The sequence below is a fragment of the Mucilaginibacter pankratovii genome, from assembly GCF_014773265.1.
Taxonomy (GTDB): domain Bacteria; phylum Bacteroidota; class Bacteroidia; order Sphingobacteriales; family Sphingobacteriaceae; genus Mucilaginibacter; species Mucilaginibacter pankratovii.
Window position 1 is genome coordinate 38263 of sequence record NZ_JACWMY010000003.1, and the last position, 22960, is coordinate 61222.

The 22960-nt window shown below is 46.7% G+C and carries 17 protein-coding genes; 11 read left to right on the plus strand and 6 right to left on the minus strand.

The window, feature by feature from the left end; all coding sequences use genetic code 11:
* Positions 1–296: 296 nt before the first annotated feature.
* Positions 297–2888 (plus strand): DUF3857 domain-containing protein, encoded by a 2592-nt coding sequence (locus IDJ77_RS05815; protein WP_191188005.1) that lies wholly within the window; start codon positions 297–299, stop codon positions 2886–2888.
* Here the strand turns inward: IDJ77_RS05815 and IDJ77_RS05820 are convergent.
* The gene (locus IDJ77_RS05820; RefSeq protein WP_191188006.1) at positions 2878–3726 is read right to left on the minus strand and encodes a 3-keto-disaccharide hydrolase; all 849 of its coding nucleotides are present in this window, start codon (positions 3724–3726) and stop codon (positions 2878–2880) included. The two genes, IDJ77_RS05815 and IDJ77_RS05820, sit on opposite strands and share 11 nt — an antisense overlap.
* Before the next feature lie 120 nt (positions 3727–3846).
* Here IDJ77_RS05820 and IDJ77_RS05825 point away from each other — a divergent pair, with 120 nt between their 5' ends.
* From IDJ77_RS05825 to IDJ77_RS05835, 3 genes are all read left to right on the plus strand, one after another.
* On the plus strand, positions 3847–4572 hold the full coding sequence (locus IDJ77_RS05825; protein WP_191188007.1) for an SGNH/GDSL hydrolase family protein: 726 nt from the start codon (positions 3847–3849) through the stop codon (positions 4570–4572).
* Positions 4573–4820: 248 nt separating this feature from the next.
* Positions 4821–8111 carry a PAS domain S-box protein gene (locus tag IDJ77_RS05830; protein ID WP_191188008.1) on the plus strand — a complete coding sequence of 1097 codons (3291 nt, stop codon included), beginning with the start codon at positions 4821–4823 and terminating at the stop codon, positions 8109–8111.
* A 211-nt stretch (positions 8112–8322) separates the two neighbouring features.
* Positions 8323–9927 carry a Na+/H+ antiporter gene (locus IDJ77_RS05835; protein ID WP_191188009.1) on the plus strand — a complete coding sequence of 535 codons (1605 nt, stop codon included), beginning with the start codon at positions 8323–8325 and terminating at the stop codon, positions 9925–9927.
* Between the two features lies 1 nt (position 9928).
* On the opposite strand, the gene IDJ77_RS05840 is transcribed toward IDJ77_RS05835, so the two are convergent.
* Positions 9929–10321: an ACT domain-containing protein gene (locus IDJ77_RS05840; RefSeq protein ID WP_191188010.1), complete on the minus strand. Its 393-nt coding sequence runs from the start codon at positions 10319–10321 to the stop codon at positions 9929–9931.
* 264 nt (positions 10322–10585) lie between these two features.
* Here IDJ77_RS05840 and IDJ77_RS05845 point away from each other — a divergent pair, with 264 nt between their 5' ends.
* A complete protein-coding gene (locus tag IDJ77_RS05845; protein ID WP_191188011.1) occupies positions 10586–11944 on the plus strand; it encodes an MFS transporter in 1359 nt (452 codons plus the stop codon).
* A 29-nt stretch (positions 11945–11973) separates the two neighbouring features.
* Positions 11974–13923, plus strand: coding sequence for an amylosucrase (locus IDJ77_RS05850; RefSeq protein ID WP_191188012.1), 1950 nt, complete (start codon positions 11974–11976; stop codon positions 13921–13923).
* Positions 13924–14061: 138 nt separating this feature from the next.
* Here IDJ77_RS05850 and IDJ77_RS05855 read toward each other — a convergent pair whose 3' ends face one another.
* Complete coding sequence (locus tag IDJ77_RS05855; protein WP_191188013.1) at positions 14062–16170, minus strand: alpha-amylase family protein; 2109 nt, start codon at positions 16168–16170, stop codon at positions 14062–14064.
* 8 nt (positions 16171–16178) lie between these two features.
* Positions 16179–17111, minus strand: coding sequence for a tRNA pseudouridine synthase A (locus IDJ77_RS05860; RefSeq protein ID WP_317174308.1), 933 nt, complete (start codon positions 17109–17111; stop codon positions 16179–16181).
* Here IDJ77_RS05860 and IDJ77_RS05865 point away from each other — a divergent pair, their 5' ends adjacent.
* A complete protein-coding gene (locus tag IDJ77_RS05865; protein WP_191188014.1) occupies positions 17112–17792 on the plus strand; it encodes a GNAT family N-acetyltransferase in 681 nt (226 codons plus the stop codon).
* 191 nt (positions 17793–17983) lie between these two features.
* On the opposite strand, the gene IDJ77_RS05870 is transcribed toward IDJ77_RS05865, so the two are convergent.
* Positions 17984–18274: a PH domain-containing protein gene (locus IDJ77_RS05870; protein WP_191188015.1), complete on the minus strand. Its 291-nt coding sequence runs from the start codon at positions 18272–18274 to the stop codon at positions 17984–17986.
* A 224-nt stretch (positions 18275–18498) separates the two neighbouring features.
* On the opposite strand from IDJ77_RS05870, the gene IDJ77_RS05875 reads away from it, so the two are divergent.
* Both IDJ77_RS05875 and xth read left to right on the plus strand, forming a co-directional pair.
* Positions 18499–18645 (plus strand): hypothetical protein, encoded by a 147-nt coding sequence (locus IDJ77_RS05875; protein ID WP_191188016.1) that lies wholly within the window; start codon positions 18499–18501, stop codon positions 18643–18645.
* Between the two features lie 174 nt (positions 18646–18819).
* Positions 18820–19596: an exodeoxyribonuclease III gene (gene xth, locus IDJ77_RS05880; protein WP_191188490.1), complete on the plus strand. Its 777-nt coding sequence runs from the start codon at positions 18820–18822 to the stop codon at positions 19594–19596.
* A gap of 59 nt (positions 19597–19655) precedes the next feature.
* Here xth and IDJ77_RS05885 read toward each other — a convergent pair whose 3' ends face one another.
* Complete coding sequence (locus IDJ77_RS05885; protein WP_191188017.1) at positions 19656–21140, minus strand: serine hydrolase domain-containing protein; 1485 nt, start codon at positions 21138–21140, stop codon at positions 19656–19658.
* A 147-nt stretch (positions 21141–21287) separates the two neighbouring features.
* On the opposite strand from IDJ77_RS05885, the gene IDJ77_RS05890 reads away from it, so the two are divergent.
* Positions 21288–21758: a hypothetical protein gene (locus tag IDJ77_RS05890; protein WP_191188018.1), complete on the plus strand. Its 471-nt coding sequence runs from the start codon at positions 21288–21290 to the stop codon at positions 21756–21758.
* A 96-nt stretch (positions 21759–21854) separates the two neighbouring features.
* A complete protein-coding gene (locus tag IDJ77_RS05895) occupies positions 21855–22934 on the plus strand; it encodes an acyltransferase family protein (RefSeq protein WP_191188019.1) in 1080 nt (359 codons plus the stop codon).
* Positions 22935–22960 lie beyond the last annotated feature (26 nt).

Consider the following 22960-nt stretch of genomic DNA (forward strand, 5'->3'; position numbering starts at 1 on the left):
GCTTAAAACGATGGTGCCAAAACAGCCAATACGCAACCGAACCAAGCCATCAGTCTAAACAAGAAAAACAAAACCAGCCCAGATATTACAAACTGCATTTGAAGGCCTAAAGTATAGCTTAATGTTTTATTTACGGTTAGCGTTTATTGACCGGAATATACTGGGCTCGACAAATAAATAGTGCATTAACTTAATGCCCGTTGATATTGACTTTCGTTGTTTTTTGCTTATATCGCCGCCGAAATTTTTTTAAACTATTGGTAAATAATTTAAGTTTTATTATTTTCAGGGCTGGTATGTGTAAAAGATTAAGCCCCTTATTGGTTTTGGCCTGCAGTGCTTTGCTGCTGCTATGTAATATATTTTCGGCAAATGCGGATACGCCCGCCGTACATATTTCTGCACGGCCAACCTGGATAAACCCTTTTAAGATTTCGGATAAAAAACTGCCCCTAAGGCAGGTAGAGAACGGTTTCTTTTACCAGCTTTTTGAAGAGCAGATCCACGTAGAAAAACAAGCCGATTATAAACGTGTAATACGCGAAATTGTATCATCGGCGGGTATACAAAATGGCTCGGAGATCTCTATCTCGTTCAACCCATCTTACGAGCGGCTTGATATACACGATATCACCGTTTGGCGCAATGGCAGGGCAAGCAGCCGCCTCAACCTAAAATCATTTAAGGTTATAGCCGATGAAAAGGAATTATCCCGCTTTATTTACCAGGGCAGCTTTTCGGCTTTTTGCATATTGGATGATATCCGTAAAGGCGACCGGATAGAATATTCGTACACCATTACCGGCCGCAACCCCATCTTCGGCAGCAAATTTACCGATGATATTTACCTGCAGCTAAACCAGCCTTACGCCCAGATATATAAGGCCCTGTTTGCATCGCCACAGCGAAAACTAAATTTTAAAGCTTTTAATAATGCGCCTGCAGCGGCCATCTCCAATAAAAACGGACTAACCTGTTACGAGTGGAATGTATTGCAAACCAAAGTACCGCCTTATGCCGATAACCAACCCGGATGGTTTGATAATTACCAGCATATACAAGTAAGCGATTACGCCACCTGGCAGGAAGTTACCGACTGGGCCTTAAAAGTAAACCCAATAGCTACCAACCTAAAAGGCAGTCTTGCTGCCAGGGTTGCCAAACTAAAAGCCGATGCAGGTGGAAACAAAGAAAAATATTTCCGCAACGCGGTGCAGATGGTGCAGGATGAGGTACGCTATATGGGTATCGAACTTGGCGAATATTCGCACCGTGCCAACACGCCGGAGCGGGTTTACAACCAACGCTATGGCGATTGTAAGGATAAAGCCCTACTATTAGCGTCTGTTTTAATGGCAAACGGTATTGAGGCGCACATGGTATTGATCAGTTCCTCGGCGGGTAAAACATTGGGCGATTACGTTCCATCGCCTACGGTATTTGATCATGCTACCTGCGTGGCCATCATGAACAACAAACCGGTTTATGTGGATGCCACCATTGCTTACCAGCGCGGCAGCGGTACCAATATCTATTTCCCTAATTATGTTAAAGGCCTGGTACTAAAACCTGGCACTAATGGCTTAACAAGCATTGCTCCATCAAAAAGCGGGCGGATGGTGCTTACCGAAAATTTCATCGTGCCCGAAGATGCCAAAGGCAAAGCCGAACTGGAAGTGATATCAACCTATACCTTAAACGAGGCCGATAGGGTGCGCGATAAACTGGCATCGGGCAGCATGGCCGAAACAGAGAAATCCTACCTGAATTTTTATGCCAGAAGCTACCCGAAGATTGAATATGCTGCTGATTCGATTGCCGTGAAGGACGACACGGAGAATAACGAGCTGACCACTATTGAGCATTACAAAATTCCAAATTACTTTAAAGCGGATAAAGAGCCCGGGCAATATTACGCGTCGTTTTATGCTGCCTACATCAATAATCAGCTGCCGGATATTAGCAGCAATTCCAAATTGCCGGTTACCCTTAACTACCCCAGCAATTTAGAGTACAAGGTTAACGTAGTAATGAACAACGGATGGAACATAGACAAAAGCACTACCACTATCGCCCGTGATGCCTATAACTTCTCTTCGCAGATTTCGGTATTAGCAGACACGCTTACGCTCGATTATAAATTCAGCAGCTTAAAGGGTTTTATTGCCGTTGCCGACCAGGATGAGGCGCGTACCGACTTCAAGAAGATAGCCGATGACGAACTGGGGTATAGCTTTACCTACACGCCCGATGTAACCAAAGTGCCCTTCCACTTAAACTATTGGATGCTGGCTTTTGCTGTTGGGCTGGCCGTTTTATTAGGGCTATTGGGCGTAAGGCTTTACCGTACCGAAACGCACGGTGTGCTGTTTGCACCCGGCGCAACGTTTATACCAATTGGCGGCTGGCTCATTATTATTGCCATTGGGCTGGCCTTAACGCCGTTTATGGTTGGTTATACCTTAATATTTGGCAATTACTTTGATGTGCGCACCTGGAACACCCATACGGCGGGTATTAACGATGCTGCATTTAAAGCCTTATTTGCGTTCGAAACCGCGGGTAACGTGTTTGCCATTTGCTACGCTGTATTCTGCCTTGTGCTGTTAATAAACAAACGCGATATCCTGCCTAAATACATCACTGGTTTTTATGCTTATATAGCGGTATTTGCCGTGGCCGACTGCATTTTTGCCACCGCTTTAAATGGCGATGTAAGTGATGATACGGCAAGCTCGATGGTAAGGAAGATCATTTACGCGGCTGTGTGGATCTCGTACTTCAAACGTTCGGAGCGGGTGGAGCAAACCTTTATTGTGCCTTATCCTGCGCATAATTACGCGTACGAAAAGGCAGAAAACAACCAGGAGATAGGCACTATTGCTTAACCAGCTCTACAGGCAATTGGGTAATAGGCTGTATCATAATTTCTTTATAAAAAACCTCGGCGCCTTCAGATTGTATCTGGATTTTTCCTTTGGTAAGTGGCTGCGGTTGCCCGTTCTCCATTTGCCTGCTATGGTACAGTACCATCATCACCTTATCGTTTATTACATGGATGCTGGTATCGCCGTTGCAATACAGGTCAAGCGTGTTCCATTCGCCTTTAGGGTTTTCGGCATCGCTGCCTTTTATACAGTGCCGCCCGGCTTTGCCTCCTTCGGCAAAAGTGTTCATCATGCCGCCAACGTTGTAAATGTAATCTTTCTCGTATCGCCTTATCACCGGTATATCGGCCATGCCCCCGGCTACGCCCCAGTAATCGCCACTGTTACCCTGTTCTATCTGGAACTCCTGCGACCGCATCCACGCACCGTAGTCCGCGCCGTATTTGCCAACCGAATGGTACAGCAGGCCGCTATCCATCTTCTGCCCCTTTTTTTGGCCCCAGGTAAGCGCGCCCCATTTAAACTGCAACTGTAAATGGTAATTGGCGTATTCTTTTTTGGTGGATATGGCTCCCCAGTTTTGGCCGGAGATGCGGATAACTTTGTCGCCATCCTGTTTTACAATGGTGAAAACCAGCCTCGGGTCGGTATTAAGGCCAATGGGTACGCCGGTAATGGGTTTGCCTTTATCGTCAAGATCGGGGCCTATGTAGGTATCCCACCCGCTGAGGTCTTTTCCGTTAAATAATTGTTCCCATTTATCAGACCGGGGCGGATTTTTAAAGCCAAAAGCAACGGCACAAAGCATCAGGGGCAGTATCAACTTGGCGGGTTTCATAATAAGGCGATTTATGTACCCAATATAATAAATATCCGCCATAAAAATCAAGCTTAAAACACTTCTGTTTTTTTATAAATTGAATGTAGCTTTGCCTATCCACACATTAAGCCTGTTGTAATGAAATTAGCCCTGTTGTTGCCGGCCCTGTTACTATCAACTACCCTGGTTGCCCAGCAAGCGCCCGATACAGTTAAGAAAGCTATAGCGGTAAAAGAAGACTTTAGCGACGACTGGGCCGACCTGCGCCATTATGAAGCCGAAAATAAAGCGCTCCCCTTCCCCGCACCGGGCGATAAGCGTGTGGTTTTTTTAGGGAGTTCTATTTTTGAGCGCTGGAAAGCCCTGGTGCCCGAATATTTTAATAATAAACAATACATCAACCGCGGCATAAGCGGGCAGATCTCGCCGCAATTACTGCTCCGTTTCAGGCAGGATGTGATAAACCTTAACCCGGCGGCGGTAATTATACTGGCGGGCAGTAACGATCTTGCAGGTACACAGGGGCATGTAACCATCAACCGCATTATGGATAACATCCGCTCGATGGTGGAACTGGCACAACTGAACCATATTAAAGTGATACTATGCGCCTACCTGCCCGTGTACGAATACCCCTGGCGAAAAGGCCTTGAGCCAGCCGGTAAGATCATAGCGCTTAACAAACAGATAACAGACTTCGCTGCTGCCAACAACATCACCCTGCTTGATTATTTTACCCCGCTTGCAGATAGCCGCAACGGCCAAAAAGCCGAACTAACCCTCGATGGTGTGCACCCTAATGTGGCTGGCTATAAAATTATGGCCGGGGCAACGGATAAAGCCATAAAAAAGGCGCTGAAATAAGACTCCTTTTTAATTTTATTTACCACGTTTTAGAAACCTTATACCGGCTGCAACGTACAACAAGCTACCAATTTTGCCAGCATCATCTGTTTATTTACAGATAGTTGCAAAAAACTCAATTTAAGTAGCTATAGTACTGTATGTTAACAATAAACTGTACCGGTAAAAATAAACCGCTATTAATATTTAGCTTTGTTTATAGCCACTCGTCCCCCCGTTTAGCTCCTTTTAGTTTTTGATTCTGTTGCATGATAAACCAAAGGTTGATAGACACCGACATTCGCATCGAAAAGCTATTGGAAAATAGCTATTTCGGCCTGCTGCTGCTCGATACATCCTTCGGCATTTTGTACAGTAGTCACTCTGCCCGTAAAATTAATGGCTGGACAGATGCCGATCGGTATCCTCCCGTCCTCCCTACCGCCATACATCCTGACGAGCGCCCATATGTTACCGGCTTAATGCAGAGCGTTTTAGATACCGGCGTTCCGCAAAACTGCAGTTTTAGGTTAAAACATGGCCAGGGGCACTACATCTGGCTGCAAAGCACCTTTACCAACATGCTTCATGAGCCCGGCATAGAAGCGATAGTTTGCAACTTTGCCGATATCTCCGAGCAGAAAAAAACCGAATTTGAATTTAAGAAGCAGAGCTACCAGATAAACGAGTTGCTGGACACCATGACAGACGGTTTTATATCGCTGGATGAGCATTTGTGTTACACCTACGCCAATAAGCAGGTATTGAAAATGGTGAAAATGGAGCTGAGATCGCTCCTTGGGAAATACATCTGGGACGTTTTTCCGGATGCCGTTGGATCCGCAACGTACCAGGCTATCCAAACCGCGCTTATCGAAAAAAAATACGTTTGCAACGAAGATTTTTACGCCCCGCTACAGCTTTGGCAGGAAAACCGGGTGTACCCCTCGGCCGGCGGCGTATCGGTATTTATCAGGGATATTACTAAACAAAAGAAAGAAGAACATCATTTAAAACTATTAGAATCGGTAATAACCAACACTACCGATTCGGTATTAATTACCGAAGCCGAGCCGTTTGATGACCCGGGGCCGCGCATTTTATACGTAAACGAAGCCTTCACTAAAATGACCGGCTACACGGCAAAAGAAGTGGTTGGCCTCTCGCCGCGCATTTTTCAGGGGCCTAAAACTGATAAAGAAGAACTTGCCCGTTTAAGCAGGTCCATCCGGAGCTGGCAGCCCTGCGAAGCAACCTTATTGAACTATAAAAAAAGCGGGGAAGAGTTTTGGATCAATTTTACGCTCACACCCGTTGCCGACGAACATGGCTGGTACACCCATTGGATCTCGATAGAACGCGATGTAACAACACGCAAGAACGAAGAGCTGCAAAGTGCCTTATTCGCCGATATCAGCCTGTTGTTTAACGAGCAAATGGAGCTGCCGGTAGCGTTGGACCGGATGCTGGATAGATTAGTTATCTATGGGCATTTTAAATTTGCCGAGATCTGGCTCATAGGTGCCGATAAAAACAGGATCAGCCTGGTTTCTTATGTTGCTCACACCGATGAGATGAAAGCATTTTACCAAAAAACCCCGCATTTAAAGGGATTTGTTAAGGGTGAAGGGCTTCCCGGGGCGGCATGGAAAACCAACAAAGTACAGTTTTGGGATGATCTTGATAAAAGAAATGATTTTGTAAGGAAAGATGCAGCAGCCGAAGTGGGCTTAAAAAAAGCCTATGCTATACCTCTTATATCCGGCAATGTAACAATTGGTGCACTGCTGCTTGGCTTGGGCGAGGGCGAAGAGGCCGACGATAATTTAACAAAGCTATTTACAGATTTTAGCACCTATTTTGGTGCCGAAATAAAAAGGAAGCAGCTGGAGCAGGAGCTAAACCAGGTATTTAACTTTGCGCCGGATATCCTTTGTATCATCGGCACCGATCATCGTTTTAAAAAGGTTAACCCCGCGATGAGCGCCCTGCTGGAATACTCTGAAGAGGAGATCCTATCAACAGCGCTGGGCGGTTTTCTGCACCCGGATGAACTGGAAACCAGCAAAACCCGGCTAAAAAGCTTCATCAACCAAAAGCAAACGCTATATTTCGAAAATCGCTTTGTTACCAAATCGGGCAAGGTGATCTGGCTCTCGTGGACGGCCAGCAACGCAAGCGAAGAGGGCTTAATATTTGCCGTTGGCAAGGATATAACCGATAAGAAAAAACTTAAGAACCTGCTTGGAAAGGTCACCAGCCTGGCCATGGTGGGCGGCTGGGAGATAGATCTGCAAAAAGGGACCGTTTACTGGTCTAAAATAACCAAGCAAATTCATGAAGTAGAGCCCAATTTTCAGCCCGACTTAAAAAGTGGTATTGCTTTTTACCGGGAAGGGGACTACAGGGATACCATTGTGCGGTTACTGGATGAATCCATCCAAAAAGGCAGCCCTACCGATGTAGAATTGCAAATAATTACCGCCAAAGGCAACACCCGTTGGGTGAGGGTGGTAGGCGAACCGGAATTTGTTGACGGCAAATGCGTTAGGATTTACGGCAGTTTCCAGGATATTGATGCCCGCGTAAAAGCAGAAATTAACGCCAAAACTGCGCTGGAAGAAAGGAACGTGATACTGGAAAGTATTGGTGACGCTTTCTTCGCGGTAGACAAAAACTGGGTGGTGAACTACTGGAACAAGACGGCTGAAAAGGTGTTGTTTAAATCAAAAGACGAAATGCTGCAAAATAATTTGTGGGACATATTTGCAGATGCTATCGGCTCCGAATCGTACAATAAATACCACCTTGCTTTAGAGATCAACAAGCCTGTACATTTCGAAGATTACTATCCGCCTTTAAAAAAGTGGTACGAAATAAGCGCCTTCCCATCTGCCAACGGGCTATCTGTTTATTTTAAGGATATAACAGAGCGCAAGCAAACCGAAGGACTTTTGCTGGATTCGCAAAAACGCTACAGCGAACTATTCCAGCTAAGCCCGCTGCCAAACTGGGTTTTTGATACGGATACCCTGCGGTTTTTGGATATGAACCAGGCAGCAATAGACCTGTATGGCTACACCCGCGAGGAGTTTTTATCCATGACCATTAAAGATATCAGGCCGACTGAAGACATACCACAACTGGATGACATTTTAGATAAATATAAAGACAATCCGCTGTATAACGTCTCCGGCGTTATCAGGCATGTGAAAAAGAGCGGCGAGATTATTATGGTTGATATCAAAAGCGCCAATATCCAGTACCAGGGGAAAAATGCCCGCATTATTTTGGCAAATGATATTACCGACCGGCTAAAGTACATCAACGCTATAGAGCAACAGAACGAGAAACTTAAAGAGATATCCTGGATGCAATCGCACCTGGTGAGGGCCCCGCTCGCCCGCATTATGGGCCTTGTGCCTTTATTAAGCGATGCGATAGACAATTCGGAAGCAAGGGAAGAGATCATAGGATATTTAACACTATCCGCAAACGAGCTTGATAGCGTTATTGGCGATATAACCGACAAAACCAACGTGGTGCCTTATAAGAACTAAGCTGAGCGCTGGCTCTTTACCTGCCGGATCGCATTCCCGATGCCGAAAAAAGGTATAAGCGCTCAAAAAAAGGTTGGGATAAGGTTTTAAGGGATTAAAAAAAATGGTAGAAAAAGGGGAATAACCCTACAGTCCCCGCACTTGTTTTTATTTCCAGTTTTAAACATTTAACTTACAGGCTCATTTCACCTATACTTAGCTTCGCCTGTACATGCACGAAATTTTACTCCTTTGCTTAAGCCTCATCCTTAGCGTTTCGTTTTTGGTGGTGCTTTCAAAAAAGTTAAAAGTAGCTTACCCCATCTTTTTGGTGATAGCCGGGCTGGTCATCAGCTTTATTCCGGGTATCCCCGATGTGCAGATTAACCCCGACCTGGTTTTCCTGATCATACTACCGCCTGTTTTATACGATGCGGCCCAAAACACATCATGGAAGGCGCTGTGGAAATGGCGCCGAATTATTATTGTGATGGCATTGGGTTTTGTACTGCTTACAGCGGGTGCCGTGGCCTGGGTCAGCTGGCTACTCATACCGGGGTTTACTTTAGCGCAGGGGTTTTTATTAGGTGCTATCATCTCCCCGCCAGATGCTGCCGCGGCAACATCGGTACTGCAGTTCACCAAATTGCCAAAAGGAATGGTAGCTATACTGGAGGGCGAAAGTTTATTGAACGATGCATCCAGCTTGGTTATCTTCCGCTTCGCGCTGGCTGCCATCATCAGCAGCAGTTTTGTTTGGTACAACGCGGCCGGCGGTTTTGTGCTGGTTACCCTATCGGGCATTGCCATTGGCTTGGTGCTTGGCCTGGTGTTTTACGCCATTTACCGCTGGGTACCTACCAATAGCAATTTGGATATCGCCTTTGCCCTGGTATTGCCTTATCTCATTTACCTGGCTGCAGAAACCGTGCATTCGTCCGGCGTGCTCGCGGTGGTTACAGGCGGGCTATTCATTTCTTACAAAAATCATTATGTGCTTAGCCATAGCAGCCGCCTAAAATCAAACGCGGTTTGGCCATCTATCGTTTTTATGCTGAATGCCGTGGTGTTTTTCCTGATAGGCCTGCAGTTACCGGGCATTATTGAAGGCGTTAAAGCAGTATCTATGGGCGAAGCCTTTAAAATCGCCCTCATCATTACGGGTGTGGTTATATTGGTGCGATTAGTTTCGGCTTTGTTTTCGGCCGTGTTTACCAAATTCATCAGCAGGTATATTACTGTAGCCCAAAACAAACCCGGCTGGCGCAACCCGGTTGTTTTAAGCTGGGTAGGTATGCGCGGGGTGGTTTCGCTGGCTTCGGCCCTTTCAATCCCCCTGATGCTGAATGGGCACCCCTTTCCAAATCGTAACCTCATATTGTTCATTACTTTTATGGTGATCATTATTACGCTGGTGGGGCAAGGCTTTACGCTGCCCCTGGTAATTAAATGGATAAAACCAGGAGGCCTGGAAAACGAAAAAACAGACGAGCAGCAGTTGCTGGAAATAGAAATGCAGCTGTATTCGGCAGCCGTTGCCAAACTTAGCGACGAATACAAAACCGACCTCGATAACAATACGATGCTGAAAAGCAGGCACGAATTATTTAAATATAAGGTAGAGCTTTTTAAAGCTTCGGCCAATGATGCCGAAAAGCGCGCAGAAACCAATGAGATGATGCAACGCTTTAAAAAGGTGATGATGGAAGTGATGGAGCACGAACGTACCGCCCTGCATACCTTCCGCACAAATGACGCTTTCGACGATGACATCATCCGCATCATCGAGAACCGCCTCGACCTGGAAGAGGAGCGTTTGCAGGAAGAGGGGGACTAAATTAATCCTGCAGGGCTTTCAAAGCCTCCATTGCCTTTTCTGCATCGCCGTAAGTCACAAAAATATGGTCATGATAATACCCTGCTATTACATTGCAACTGATAGCCGCTTTAGCCAGCGCTGCCGAAAATGCGGCGGTTAAACCAACCGCTTGTAAAGATGAATGGACGGTTAATGTTATCCAGGCAGCAACATAATCGTATGACAGGCCTAAGGCATCCGCGGTTTCCTTGTTGATTATAATGGTTATCGCCTCCGCCTCCCTGAAAAAACAGATAACATCTTTCATATTGATCCCATCAACTGTTGGCACCGCACAAAAAACATATTCTCCCGCATTCAGTTCGGGCGTCATGGTTTTCAGGAGGGTTTGGATATCAGTAATGCCGCTCATACTATTTAGTTCATAAATCACGGCTTCGTATGGTTGTAAAATACCGTTGCCTGCCGGTTGTAAATTGGATATAAATTACCGCACCTCCAAATATCCAGGCATAGCACAGCTTAATTTTACATAATCGGCAAATGGCCCGTGGCTTATTTAATTGATGCGATAAATAATCCCTTTTTAATAGCGATAAATTTTATCCTGTAAAAGCTAATCGTATATTGTTCTGCTCTTGTAATCAACCAATTATTCCTAACCATACCTCTTATTATGGCATTTTTTAAACCGAAACTCAGCTTTTGGCAGATCATCAACATGAACGTTGGTTTTTTCGGCATCCAATATAGTTTTGGCTTGCAGCAAAGCGCCATCAACCCCTTGTATACCTTTCTGCATGCACGCCCGGAGGACCTCCCCCTGTTAAACTTAGCAGGGCCGATGACGGGCTTACTTATCCAGCCCATTATAGGTGCTTTAAGTGACAAAACCTGGAGCCCGCGCTGGGGCAGGCGCAAGCCTTTCTTTTTAATCGGCGCTATTTTTTGCAGCCTTTGCCTGTTCGCGTTCCCCTTTAGTAAATCGCTTTGGATGGCCGCGGGTTTGCTCTGGATACTGGATGCTGCTAACAATACCGCCATGGAACCTTACCGCGCCTTTATAGCCGATAAACTGCCCGAGAAGCAACGCGCCATGGGTTTTCTCACCCAAAGCTTTTTTACCGGTTTGGGCATTACGCTGGCCAACCTTTCGCTGGGCTTTTTTCAGCGCATCATTAAAGGCGAAACCCTTACCGATGATGGCCGCTCGGGTATCCCGTATTGGGTGTTCGGTTCGTTTTTTGTAGGGGCCGTTTGTTCTATCGTATCGGTGATATGGTCGGTACTAACCACGCCGGAGATCCCGCCCACCGAAGAAGAGCTCGCCGAACTGAAAGCCCGAAAGCGGGGCGCTTTTGAACCCATCAAAGAAATTTTTGCTGCGATAAAAGACATGCCACCGGTAATGTGGAAACTGGCGCTGGTTTACCTTTTTCAATGGTACGCCATGTTTTGTTACTGGCAGTTCGTATCGCTCAGTATTGCCAAATCGGTGTTTCATACCACGCCCGATGGCGACAAGCACCTGTACGAGCAAGCGGTAGTTTTAACCGGCGAAGTGAACGGCTTTTACAATATCATCACCTTTTGCTCGGCCTTTGGCCTGGTTTGGCTGGCGCGAAAATTCAGCGCTAAATATGTCCATATCGCCTGTTTAGCCATGGCGGGTATAGCCTTGCTGCTGTTTGTACACATTACCAATCCTACACTTTTATTTGCACCGATGATTGGCTTCGGCGTTGCCTGGGCCAGCATGATGGGCGTGCCTTACATTATGGTGGTGGGCAGCATCCCCAAAGAGCGTTACGGGGTATACATGGGCATTATAAATATGATGATAGTAGTGCCCATGATATTACAAACCCTTAGCTTTGGGTATATTTACAAGCACCTGCTTGGCGATGACCCCGCAAACGCGATAAACTTTGCCGGCGTACTGCTGTTATTAGCCGCGCTGGCAACAACCCGCATTAAAAAAAACGTGGTTACCGATGCCGACGAGGTGGCTATACCCGTAGGCGGCGGGCATTAATTTTTTGATAAAATATAAATTCTGACACCGTGTATAATTCGCAATTACATCAACAGGTTAACGCTGCCTTAAAAAGGAACAAGATAGACATAGCCGGCGCGGATAACGCCTTTTATGTGCGGATGATAGCCAGCGCGGCAACCATGCAGGAGCTTTATAACGAATTATATGCCCGGCACCCGGCTGGCGAACAGCTTTTTCATCAACTGATAGATGTGGTGATAAAAGCCTACGTGGCACGCGGCGCCGCCTTAAAAAGAAAAGACGATGAAAAGGCCGCCCTGGGCGATTGGTTCCTGAGTAACGACATTACCGGCATGAGCCTGTACGTTGACCGCTTTTGCGGCAATCTGAAAAACCTGGGCAATAAACTGGATTACTTTGAAAAGCTTGGCGTAAACTTTTTACACCTCCTCCCCATATTTGAAAGCCCCGAAGGTGAAAGCGACGGTGGTTACGCGGTATCCGATTTCCGGAAGGTGGATAAACGCTTTGGCACCATGAAAGACCTTGGCACCCTGCAGCAAAAAATGATAGCAGCGGATATGTACCTGATGGTGGATATTGTGCTGAACCATACCTCCAGCCGCCACGAATGGGCAGAGAAAGCCAAACAAGGCGATGCCAAATACCAGGACTACTTTTACATGTACGATGCCGACAGCCCCATACCGGAGCAGTTTGAGCGCCACATGCCCGAGATCTTCCCGGAAAGCTCGCCCGGCAATTTTACGTTTGTGCCCGAGTGTAATAAATGGGTGATGACGGTTTTCCACGGCTACCAGTGGGACCTGAACTACACCAACCCAGCCGTATTTGTTGATATGGTAGATACGGTATTGTTCTACGCCAATTTGGGTGTGGATATCCTGAGGATAGATGCCCCTATCTTTATCTGGAAACAATTAGGCACCATTTGCCAGAACCTGCCCGAAACACACACCATTTTACGCCTGATAAAACAATGCGTGCTTGCAGCAACCCCCGGCATGGCCCTGCTGGCCGAAGCTATTGCCGCGCCAAAAGATATCATGAAATATTTTGGCACCGGGCTATTTAAAGGCAAGGAATGCGATTTCGCCTACAACGCCACCCAAATGGCGCTGCAATGGGATATGCTGGCCACCGGCACCATCCGCGTAATGCTGGGTGCCCAGCACGATATTGCACAGAAACCGCATGGCGCAACCTGGATAACCTACACCCGCTGCCACGATGATATCGGGCTGGCATATGATGATAACATCATCAGGATGGGTGGATTTGAGCCGTATGAGCATCGCCGGTTTTTGTGGGAATACTATTCGGGTAAATTCCCGGGCAGCCCCTCAACCGGGGCGCTGTTCTCGGTAAACCCCAAAACGGGCGATGCCCGCATAAGCGGTTCGCTGGCTGCTATGTGCGGACTGGAAAAAGCTTCGGCAGAGAAAGACCAACCCGCCGTCGAAACCGCGCTAAGTAAAATTCTATTGATGCAGGCGCATAGTTTCTTTTTAGGAGGGGTGCCCATGCTATTTTATGGCGATGAGCTGGGTTACACCAACGATTACTCTTACTTAACCGACCCAGGCAAAAGCTACGATAACCGCTGGATGCACCGCCCCGTTATTGATTGGAAAAAGAACAAACTGATAGATAAACCCGGCACCGCCGAGCAAAGGATCTTCGCGGCAACGCAGAAACTGATCAGTATCCGCAGGAAATTGCCTGTAGTGGCCGATCATTCCAACATCACCTGGCTGGCACCCTATAATATCCATGTAGCGGGTTACCTGCGCCAGCATAACGGCAAGCAGTTGTTCTGTGTTTTTAACTTTAGTGCCGAAGAAGCCTTTTTAACCTGGTATGCCTTTAGAGAGCATAATAATGAGCTTGATAAGGTATACGACCATTGGGCGGAGCGGGAGTTTACTGTTGGCAGCAACGAGAAGTTTTTAATTATTGAGCCGTATGGCTTTCATTTGTTTGAGGTAGTGTAAAGCGCTATCCAACCGTCATCCTGAATTTATTTCAGGATCCCACATGCAAGGCTCGCGGGTGTGCAAAGCCGTTTAGCGTAGTAGTTACTTTTATGATGGGGTGTTTAAACAGGTTCAACATGACGATTGGGTTATGAATTATTTATTTATCAACACCGCCCCATAATCCGCAAGGCTTTTAACCGCAAAATTCACCATTCCATTTTGCCAGGTGAATTTTATAGGCTGATGCGTAGCCAACATTACTACCTCTTTCGGTTTAAAATCGCAACGGATCTTAAAATTTAATCCGTACACGGGTAAGGGCTCAAAATAGCTTGCGCCGCTAAAGCCGGTAATATTTACCAGGTGCAAGATCAGCCCGTCTCTTTTACTGCTCGCGGTGGCGTTGTTTTTGCCGTATTGCTGTACTATTACTTCTACCTTTTCGGGCGCGTTGGTAATTACATCCTGCATGGCTTGGGGGTAAACATGCTCCATCACATCTAAAAAAATATTCTTGTGTTCCTGGTAGCCGTTTTGGTAATACAGGCGGCCAATGTTAAACGGTAATATTACCGCTGTGCCTTTCCCGTTTTTCTTCATCGCCATGGCATAATTGCCCGTTAGCGTATGCCCGCCAATAATCTCGGGCGGGCCGGGGCGGCCTTTGCTAAGGATAGGCAGGTAATGGCTGTCTGCAGCAGCGAGATCATATTGCGCCAGGTTGTATTTCAGCATGATCATGCGCTGCAACTTCAATCGCTTAAAAATGGCGGCGTTATCGGGCTGCAGGTAATTGCCGCTGCCATCGTAATCTTTGGCTATTGCCTTTGCTGCAAAAATATCCAGCAGGGCTTGCGGATTATCGCTCATTGCGGTGTTAGTGGCAATGATGTTACTGCCACGGGCAAGGGCATCTTTCAAAACCTGTATGGCAGCCGCGGTGAGCCCGGTTGTTTCCGGCAGGATGATCAGTCCGTATTCTTTAATTTTATCCGCTTGGTTCTCTATCTGTTCGCTTACGATGATATCGAAGGGTATATGCGCTTCTTTCAGCATCAGCTGTATGCCGCGGTGCTCCTGCATGGGGAGGCCGCCGGGCCATAGTCCGGGTGCTATTAGCGCCACTTTTGCGGTGGAGGTATAATTTCCAAAATACTGCTCATGTTTTTTATGGAGCGCGTACACTTTGCTGATAACGCTAAAATTGCGTTCATCCTCGTAGCCCCGCATATCGCCCATCAGGCTCAGATCAAGCCCCGAACCGTTGGTAATATTTTCATACAAACGGATAGCAACCTCTGCAGGCTCCACCGCATTATACCTCGACTGAAACCCTATTTGCTGAATGCTGGCGTTGCTGATGATATGATCGGGGAAGGAATGCGAAGCGTTATTCACATTGTCCGATGCTGTGTACGGCCAGTATGGCACGCCGTTATTGGCCTGCGATTCGTGGCGGATGATATCTACATACTTCTCGGTATAGGTGCAAATGGCTATCTGTCTGTTCTTTGATTTTACCAGGTCGTACAGGCGTTTGGACCAATCGTCGCCGGTGTGCTTTTTAAATTCGAGGTATTTGATGTACGTGGGATCGGTTGGGTTTTCTTCGGTTGGAAGGGTTAGTCCGTGGCTATATTCGTAAAAGCGTTTCTTATCGGCTTCGTTCTGATCGATGCCGAGGTATTTGCCTTCGTAGGCATTGTTTACCTGGTAGCCGGGCATATTTAAAAAGATCCCGTCGATAGGGTACAGATCCATCACTTCGCCCATAATTTTAAACGCGCCCTGCTGTACATAAGGCGCGTTGATAGATACCGCGTACATATTGGTATTGATGATACGCTCGCCTTTTGGCGAAATATAGCACCAATCCGGGTGGGCCTTAAAAATACTTTCGTGCACGCGGCTAAAATCAAACCGAACGATCACCTTAATACCTTTTTCGTGGCATTTACGCACCACATCGCCCAGCATGTTGGGTTTCATATAAGGGTTGGTGTATTGCAGATCGAGTTTTGTGGGATAAAACGCCATAATGCCACCCGCGTTGATGATGAGTGTATTTGCCGAAAAATGCACCAGATCGGCCACCAGCGAATCAGGGTTCAGGGTAGCGGCTTCGTAATCGGGCAGGTTGGTTTGTATCACCCGCAGGTTATTTTGCTTCCACCAGGGTTTTTCAGGGACTGCCGCCTGTTTTTGAGCGCTTAGCGGTAGGCAATATAACAGGCATAAAAGTATATAGGCTAATTTCTTCATCAGGTAGTTTAACTATTGGTTACCCATCCATTTGCCCCGCCGGCAAGCATCTGGGTAAAATCGCTGCGTAGCGGCAGATCTAAGTACGGGTACTTTATTTTACTAAGATACAATCCCTGCGGATAGGCTGGTTTGATCAACTGCAGCAATTGCGGATTGATGAGGTGTGCCTCAAATTCATCAACGCTTAATTTGCCGGTACCTATCTCCATCAGCTTACCGGTGATAATGCGCACCATGCGCCCTAAAAAGCGGTTCGCCGAAATATGGAATCGCAGCCTATCACCCGTGCTATCGATAAAGATCGTTGCTTCGCTGATGTTGCAGATGGTGTGCTCGTTCCGGCCAGGCATTTTGCAAAAGGCGTGATAATCGGTATAGTTGAGCAATAACCCGGCGGCGCGCTGCATGTTGCTTACATCCCAATCCTTAACCAGGTACATCGAACTAAAATTGCTCAGAAAAGGGTCTTTATAGGTATGGATAAAATAATCGTAGCTGCGCTCGGTGGCGTCAAAGCGGGCGTGTGGCAGGCCCTCCATGGGGATGATGTCAAAAACCGAGATATCATCCGGCAGGATATTGTTCATCCGGAAGACCAGGTCGAAATCCCAGGGCTCATCTGCATCCATATGGAAAAAGAACTGGCTGGCATGTACCTGCGCATCGGTGCGGCCGCAACCGGTTATGTAAGTTGGTTTTTTAAATACCTGGCTAAGGCAGGCCTCTAAAACCTGCTGAACGCTGATGCCGTCCGGGTGTTTTTGCCAGCCGTGGTAATTGGTGCCGAGGTAACCGATATGAAAAAAGTAGCGCAAGTTGTTGAGGATAGACGGGTAAAAATAATCATTTAGGCGCGGCGTGTCATTATTATGTCCCGTTTTAATTGCGCGTTTGGGCGTACCTATCTTTTTTGTACTATTACCCCATAGTATAAACACATGGACCACGTACTGGATAACCCCGCCTGGAACGCCCTAATTTCGGGCAATAAAAATCTCGCCAAGGGTAGCGGGCAGATCAGGTATTTTGACGAGGAGGTTTCGCCCTTTGTTGGCTTCGAAGAAAACACCGCGGCTAACTTTCAGCAGCTGTATGAGTTGGCGCCTGCCGATAGGGCCTACGGCTTTATCTCGCCTGTAGAAATGGAGATCCCCGCGCCCTGGCAAGTGCCGCTGTACATCAGGTGTTTGCAGATGGTGCATAACCAAAGCACTGTTGACGCCATTGACGCGCAGGCAGAACTTGTCCCTTTAACCGAAGCGCACGTGCCGCAAATGCTGGCCCTGACCAAGCTCACCAACCCCGGCCCCTTTGCAGCACGTACTATTGATTTTGGGCATTACCACGGCATATTTGATGGCGATAACCTGGTTGCCATGGCTGGGCAGCGCATGCATGTGTTTAATTATGCCGAAGCCAGCGCTGTTTGTACACACCCCGATTACCTGGGGCGCGGCTACGCAAAAAAAGTATTGCAATTCCAGGTGAAGCGGATCCTCGCCGCCGGGGAGATCCCGTTTTTACATGTACGTTATGATAATAAGCGCGCCATCCGGGTTTACGAAAGCCTGGGCTTTGTTACCCGGAAAACCATTCATTTTTATATCATTAAAAAATAGCGCCGGTTTCAATTAGGATAAAAAAGTTTACAAAAGTTAACACAATTCCAGATGTTAACTTTATAAAATACTATCAATCAGTAAGTTATATTTTTGCGGGGTTAACATAGGTATACAAGCTTTTATAGTGCTTTAGTGTACACATAGCCTTTAACCTATATGCTATTGGCAAGCACTCTCCGGCAAACTAACTACCCTCTCGCCCGGTTGCGCCCGCTTTCTATGTAGGTCTTTATTTCCTCTACGTCGTCTTTAGTGAAGCCGTGCGCCTCCACCTTATTACCGCTATGGTAAAAACGGATTGTGGAAAAGCCTATTAGCGGCGTATCTATTTCAACCGCCGATATGCTTTCGTAAGCAATGGTTGTGGTATCGCTGCTAAACAAGCCGGGGATCTTAATGGTAACGCCGTTCTCTTCGGTATAAATTTCGGCGGGGAATACTTTATTGCCTTCAGACAGGCGCGATGCGGTGTATTTCATGGTGATTTAATGTTTATTAACAGCAGCAAATATAAGGCCTTTGCAGGTGATTATATTTGGCCGCATTTATCCTAAACGTAATACCGGTTTGTATGTTTTACCATACAGTAAAATAGGCACTGAATGCCTGTTAAAGGCGGTTTTCTTTAAAAATATACCCTCTCGAATTTTGGCATTGTTCTTATTATATCTAAGTATCAACTAAAACAAAAAACGCTAAGAATATGAAAACTTCAGTACACACCACTATCCTGTTAAAAGCATTCGATATTGAATTGAAAAGAATCATAGACGCCGACCTGCAGAAATACAAAGCCGAGCAGCAACGCAAAAAGAACCTCTCGTTTATAAAACAACTACTGGCTGCTTAACCGCATCCGGTTCGATATATAAGCGGGTGCCCTTACAGGGCCCCACCGCAAACCTCAAGTTTAACATTTGGGGTTTTTGCATTTATACGCTGCACATACTTTTATCTTTTGCAGCGTTTTGATAGCTTTGATACCGTGGTCGCATCTATCCGCCACATCCCCAAAACAGCCCATATGAAAATAGCTACCTATAATGTTAACGGTGTAAATGGCCGGCTGCCGGTATTACTGCGCTGGCTGCAGGAAACCCAGCCCGACGTGGTTTGCCTGCAGGAACTAAAAGCACCACAGGAGAATTTTCCGCTGCAAGCTATAAACGATGCCGGTTACAATGCCATTTGGCACGGGCAAAAAAGCTGGAACGGCGTTGCCATACTGGCCCGCGGCCTGGAAATTAAAGAGCTGCGCCAGGGCCTGCCCGGCGACCCGGAAGATATACAAAGCCGCTACATAGAAGCGGTTATTAACGATGTGGTTATCGGCTGCCTGTACTTACCAAACGGCAACCCTGCGCCGGGGCCAAAGTTTGATTATAAACTGGGCTGGTTTCAGCGCCTGGCCAGCCATGCCGCCGGGCTGATCGCATCGGGCTTGCCTGTGGTTTTAACGGGCGATTATAATGTGATGCCCACCGAGCTGGACGTATACAAACCCGAGCGCTGGCTGGACGATGCGCTTTTTAGACCCGAAACCCGGCTGGCCTTTAAAAACCTGGTAGACCAGGGCTGGACAGATGCCCTGCGCAAGCTTTACCCCGATGAAGTGATCTACACTTTTTTTGATTATTTCCGCAACGCGTACGGCCGTAACGCCGGTTTACGTATCGACCACTTTTTGCTGAGCCCCAGCCTGGAGGGTCGCCTGTTGGCCGCCGGGGTTGACCGCCACGTACGCGGCTGGGAAAAAACCAGCGACCACTGCCCCGTTTGGATAGAACTTGGAGGTGAGTAAAAACAAAGCAGGCATCCAACTAAGTTGAATGCCTGCTTGCACTATTTTTTGTTTTGGTATTAATTGCTAAGCGCCTTTATTCTTTCGGCGGCGTTTTTGTTACCTGGGTTTAAAGCCAGCGACTTTTGATAGTTTAAAAGCGATTCTTTATTATTCCCGGTGATCTCAAGCGCTTCGCCCAGGCTATCGTAAGCGTTTGCGCTCTTTGGATAAAGAGCGGTGTTCAGTTTAAATATGGCAACCGCTTCTGCTGGCTTTTTCTGGCCAAGCAATTGGTATCCCCAGCCATTCAGCTCATCTTCCTGCAAATCTAAGTCTGGTGTTTGTTTTTTCAGTTTTACAGCTATAGGTATCGCTTTGCTAAACCCTTGCTTTATCAATTCAGCACGTAGTTTTTTTACCGATGGCGATAAGCCAAACCCATTGATCTCGTGCATTTCGGGGATGTAGTATCCGGCAATCTCATCAACAAATTGCTCTGGGTTTGCGCCCATCAGGTTGCTCAGCACCACAATAGAAAGGTCATCTTTTAAATAAACAAACACCGCGTTTCTTCCGCCGCCAACGGGGCCAACAGCTGGGTGCTCTTCACGCGTAACCGTTGGCCAGCCCAGCGCGTAGCCATTAGTAAGCTGGTTAAAGCCGCCTATTTTGCCGTTATTTAAAATAGCGGGCTGCCACATGGCTTGGATGCTTGCTTCATTTTTTAACAGCTTGCCGCTTTTAAGCGCAATTATCCAGTTACCCATATCTGTAGCCGTTGATAAAATGCCTGCAGCGGTGCGGAAGAACACCGGAAACTGCATGTAACCTACGCCGGGGCTATTGCGGATGAAGCGGTTCCCTACGTGCTTAACATTGGTATAGGCACCCGCCGAGTTAGGAATAATATCGAACGAATCGCCAAACCTTGTCAGCTTCATCCCGGCCACTTTAAACTGCCTCTCCTCAATAAATTTTGTGAAGTGCATGCCGCTTAGCTTTGTAATGATCTGCCCGATGAGTACATAGCCTGTTTGATTATAGGCAAACTTTTCGCCCGTTTTAAACTCCATCGGCAGGGCTTTTACTTGTTTCATGGCCGCTTGTTCGTCGCCATTGCCCATTACTTGTTCTGTTTCATCCAAAATATCCGGCAAGCCCGATGTATGGGTTAAAACCTGCTGTATGGTTATTTGTTGCCATGCAGCCGGTAGACTATCTATATAAGTAGAAACCCGATCCGAGATTTTTAATTTCCCTTCTTCGGCTAATTGCATTACCGCTACACCCACAAAGGCTTTGGTGATAGAATTGATGGAGAAGATGCTCTGATCGGTAGCCGCGATAGCGTTCTCGGGGTTGGCAATACCATAGCTTTTAAGCTTGACGATCTTCCCTTGCCTTACCACAGCCAGCTGCAGTGCGGGGATATGCTTCTGCTGCATTTTAGTTTTTACAAAAACGTCGATACTATCGGGTGTCGCCGCGTTTTGTGCGTGGGATAGGTATGGTAAAGATAATAAGCCAATGAGCAATGCGGAGGTGATGTATTTAAGGTTCATGGTATGCGAATTTATACAATTAGGATAGCCTGCAACACTTTATGTTACAAACCAATCGGCAAAGCGCTCAATAGCAGGGTGTTTAAAAAAATACAAAATATTCAGACCGGAAATAATAAGCCCGCTACTCTTCCTTATATTTATCACATGAAGATCACCGGTCAAATATTCCTGAAGTCATTTCTGCTGTGTGTTATAGCCACCTGCCTTGCATTGGGATTGAGTTCCTTTCATAGATCTGTAAAAGCACCGGTAAATACCGTATCTGCTGATTCTCTTTTCGGCGATCAAAAGGTAAGAGAGGTGCTAACTTCCCAGCAATTGTTTATGGTTAAGGTAAGCCCGGTAAAAGGGAAGAACGCCAAAAAAGGCCTGTTTGATTTTAAAGCCGAGCTCCGCGACGCTTTCATGGTGATCCTTTATGATAAAGATACATCCCGTACCGAATTGGATTGGGTGATGTGCCCCGATGGCAAATGCCCCATAGCAACAACTTACAGGTCTGGTACCCCGGGCTATAAGCAACTCGATGTTTGGATTGCCAATGCCCGGAAAAGTAACGCCGAATCAAAAAAACGGTTGGAAAGCCTGGCACGCCGTGCCGTTAAAACAAAATAGTATAAAACATCCTCTCATTTTTAAACCCCCAAGTTGATTTTCTATCAGCGGGTTTTAATTTTAATGATACTTTTGGCTCCGTCTATACCTATAAACATGAGCACACTGAGCCCGGAGACCTTAAAAAGCAAACAACATTTCCAAATTCTTGATGGAATGCGCGGCGTGGCGGCGCTCGCTGTTGTGCTATTTCATTTTATTGAAGTAGTTTATACCGACTACAGCCAGAATTTTATCGGCCATGGTTTTTTGGCGGTCGACTTTTTCTTTTGCTTATCGGGCTTTGTTATTGGCTATGCCTATGATAACCGTATAGGCAAAATGGGCGTATGGGAATTTTTTAAATCGAGGCTGATCCGTTTACATCCGCTGGTTGTTATAGGTTCGGTATTAGCGCTGCTTGGCTTTTTTTTCGATCCCATTGTTGCCGTGGCAGATGCTTACAATGCAGGTAAGATTACCTTAATATTTCTTTGCTCCCTTTTAATGATTCCCTACCCGGTGGTGGCAGAACGGTATTTCAACCTCTTTAACTTAAATGCGCCGGCCTGGTCGTTATTTTGGGAGTATGTAGCCAATATACTTTATGCGTTGGTACTATACAGGCTTAACCGTAAATGGCTGATATTGCCCGCGCTATTAGCCGCGGCCGGCATTTTCTATGTGGCCAGCCACTCGGGGAATTTAATGGGCGGCTGGAGTGGCGGCACCTTTTGGGACGGCGGGATCCGCATAGCCTATTCATTCTTGGCAGGTTTACTTGTTTACCGCTATAACATCATTATCAAAAACAGGCTTGGCTTTTTAGGATTGGCGGTGCTGTTGTTTCTGGCATTTGTAATGCCTTTTGGCAGCTGGAACTGGTTAACCGAGCCATTGGTTGTACTGGTTTATTTCCCTTTGCTTGTTTCATTAGGGGCCGGAGCTACGCTTAAACCCGGGTTAACCAAGATCTGTATCTTCTCGGGCAATATTTCTTACCCGCTGTACATGACGCACTATACCTTTATCTGGATCTTCGCCAACTATAACACCAAGTATAAACCATCGGTAAGCCAGCTGGAATATATTATCCCCATTAGTATGCTGCTCTTGTTGGGTTTTGCCTGGCTGGTAATGGTAGTTTTTGATATGCCCCTGCGCAAATATTTAACGGCTAAACGCAAACAGGCATAGGCTGTAAACTGGCTACATTTCCACAG

What these genes read in the sequence shown, in the direction of transcription:
- IDJ77_RS05865 (WP_191188014.1), top strand. Translation starts at nt 17,112, where the DNA reads ATGGACCACGTACTGGATAACCCCGCCTGGAACGCCCTAATTTCGGGC.
- IDJ77_RS05870 (WP_191188015.1), bottom strand. Translation starts at nt 18,274, where the DNA reads ATGAAATACACCGCATCGCGCCTGTCTGAAGGCAATAAAGTATTCCCC.
- IDJ77_RS05890 (WP_191188018.1), top strand. Translation starts at nt 21,288, where the DNA reads ATGAAGATCACCGGTCAAATATTCCTGAAGTCATTTCTGCTGTGTGTT.
- IDJ77_RS05875 (WP_191188016.1), top strand. Translation starts at nt 18,499, where the DNA reads ATGAAAACTTCAGTACACACCACTATCCTGTTAAAAGCATTCGATATT.
- IDJ77_RS05855 (WP_191188013.1), bottom strand. Translation starts at nt 16,170, where the DNA reads ATGAAGAAATTAGCCTATATACTTTTATGCCTGTTATATTGCCTACCG.
- IDJ77_RS05815 (WP_191188005.1), top strand. Translation starts at nt 297, where the DNA reads ATGTGTAAAAGATTAAGCCCCTTATTGGTTTTGGCCTGCAGTGCTTTG.
- IDJ77_RS05830 (WP_191188008.1), top strand. Translation starts at nt 4,821, where the DNA reads ATGATAAACCAAAGGTTGATAGACACCGACATTCGCATCGAAAAGCTA.
- IDJ77_RS05820 (WP_191188006.1), bottom strand. Translation starts at nt 3,726, where the DNA reads ATGAAACCCGCCAAGTTGATACTGCCCCTGATGCTTTGTGCCGTTGCT.
- IDJ77_RS05885 (WP_191188017.1), bottom strand. Translation starts at nt 21,140, where the DNA reads ATGAACCTTAAATACATCACCTCCGCATTGCTCATTGGCTTATTATCT.
- IDJ77_RS05840 (WP_191188010.1), bottom strand. Translation starts at nt 10,321, where the DNA reads ATGAGCGGCATTACTGATATCCAAACCCTCCTGAAAACCATGACGCCC.
- xth (WP_191188490.1), top strand. Translation starts at nt 18,820, where the DNA reads ATGAAAATAGCTACCTATAATGTTAACGGTGTAAATGGCCGGCTGCCG.
- IDJ77_RS05835 (WP_191188009.1), top strand. Translation starts at nt 8,323, where the DNA reads ATGCACGAAATTTTACTCCTTTGCTTAAGCCTCATCCTTAGCGTTTCG.
- IDJ77_RS05895 (WP_191188019.1), top strand. Translation starts at nt 21,855, where the DNA reads ATGAGCACACTGAGCCCGGAGACCTTAAAAAGCAAACAACATTTCCAA.
- IDJ77_RS05825 (WP_191188007.1), top strand. Translation starts at nt 3,847, where the DNA reads ATGAAATTAGCCCTGTTGTTGCCGGCCCTGTTACTATCAACTACCCTG.
- IDJ77_RS05845 (WP_191188011.1), top strand. Translation starts at nt 10,586, where the DNA reads ATGGCATTTTTTAAACCGAAACTCAGCTTTTGGCAGATCATCAACATG.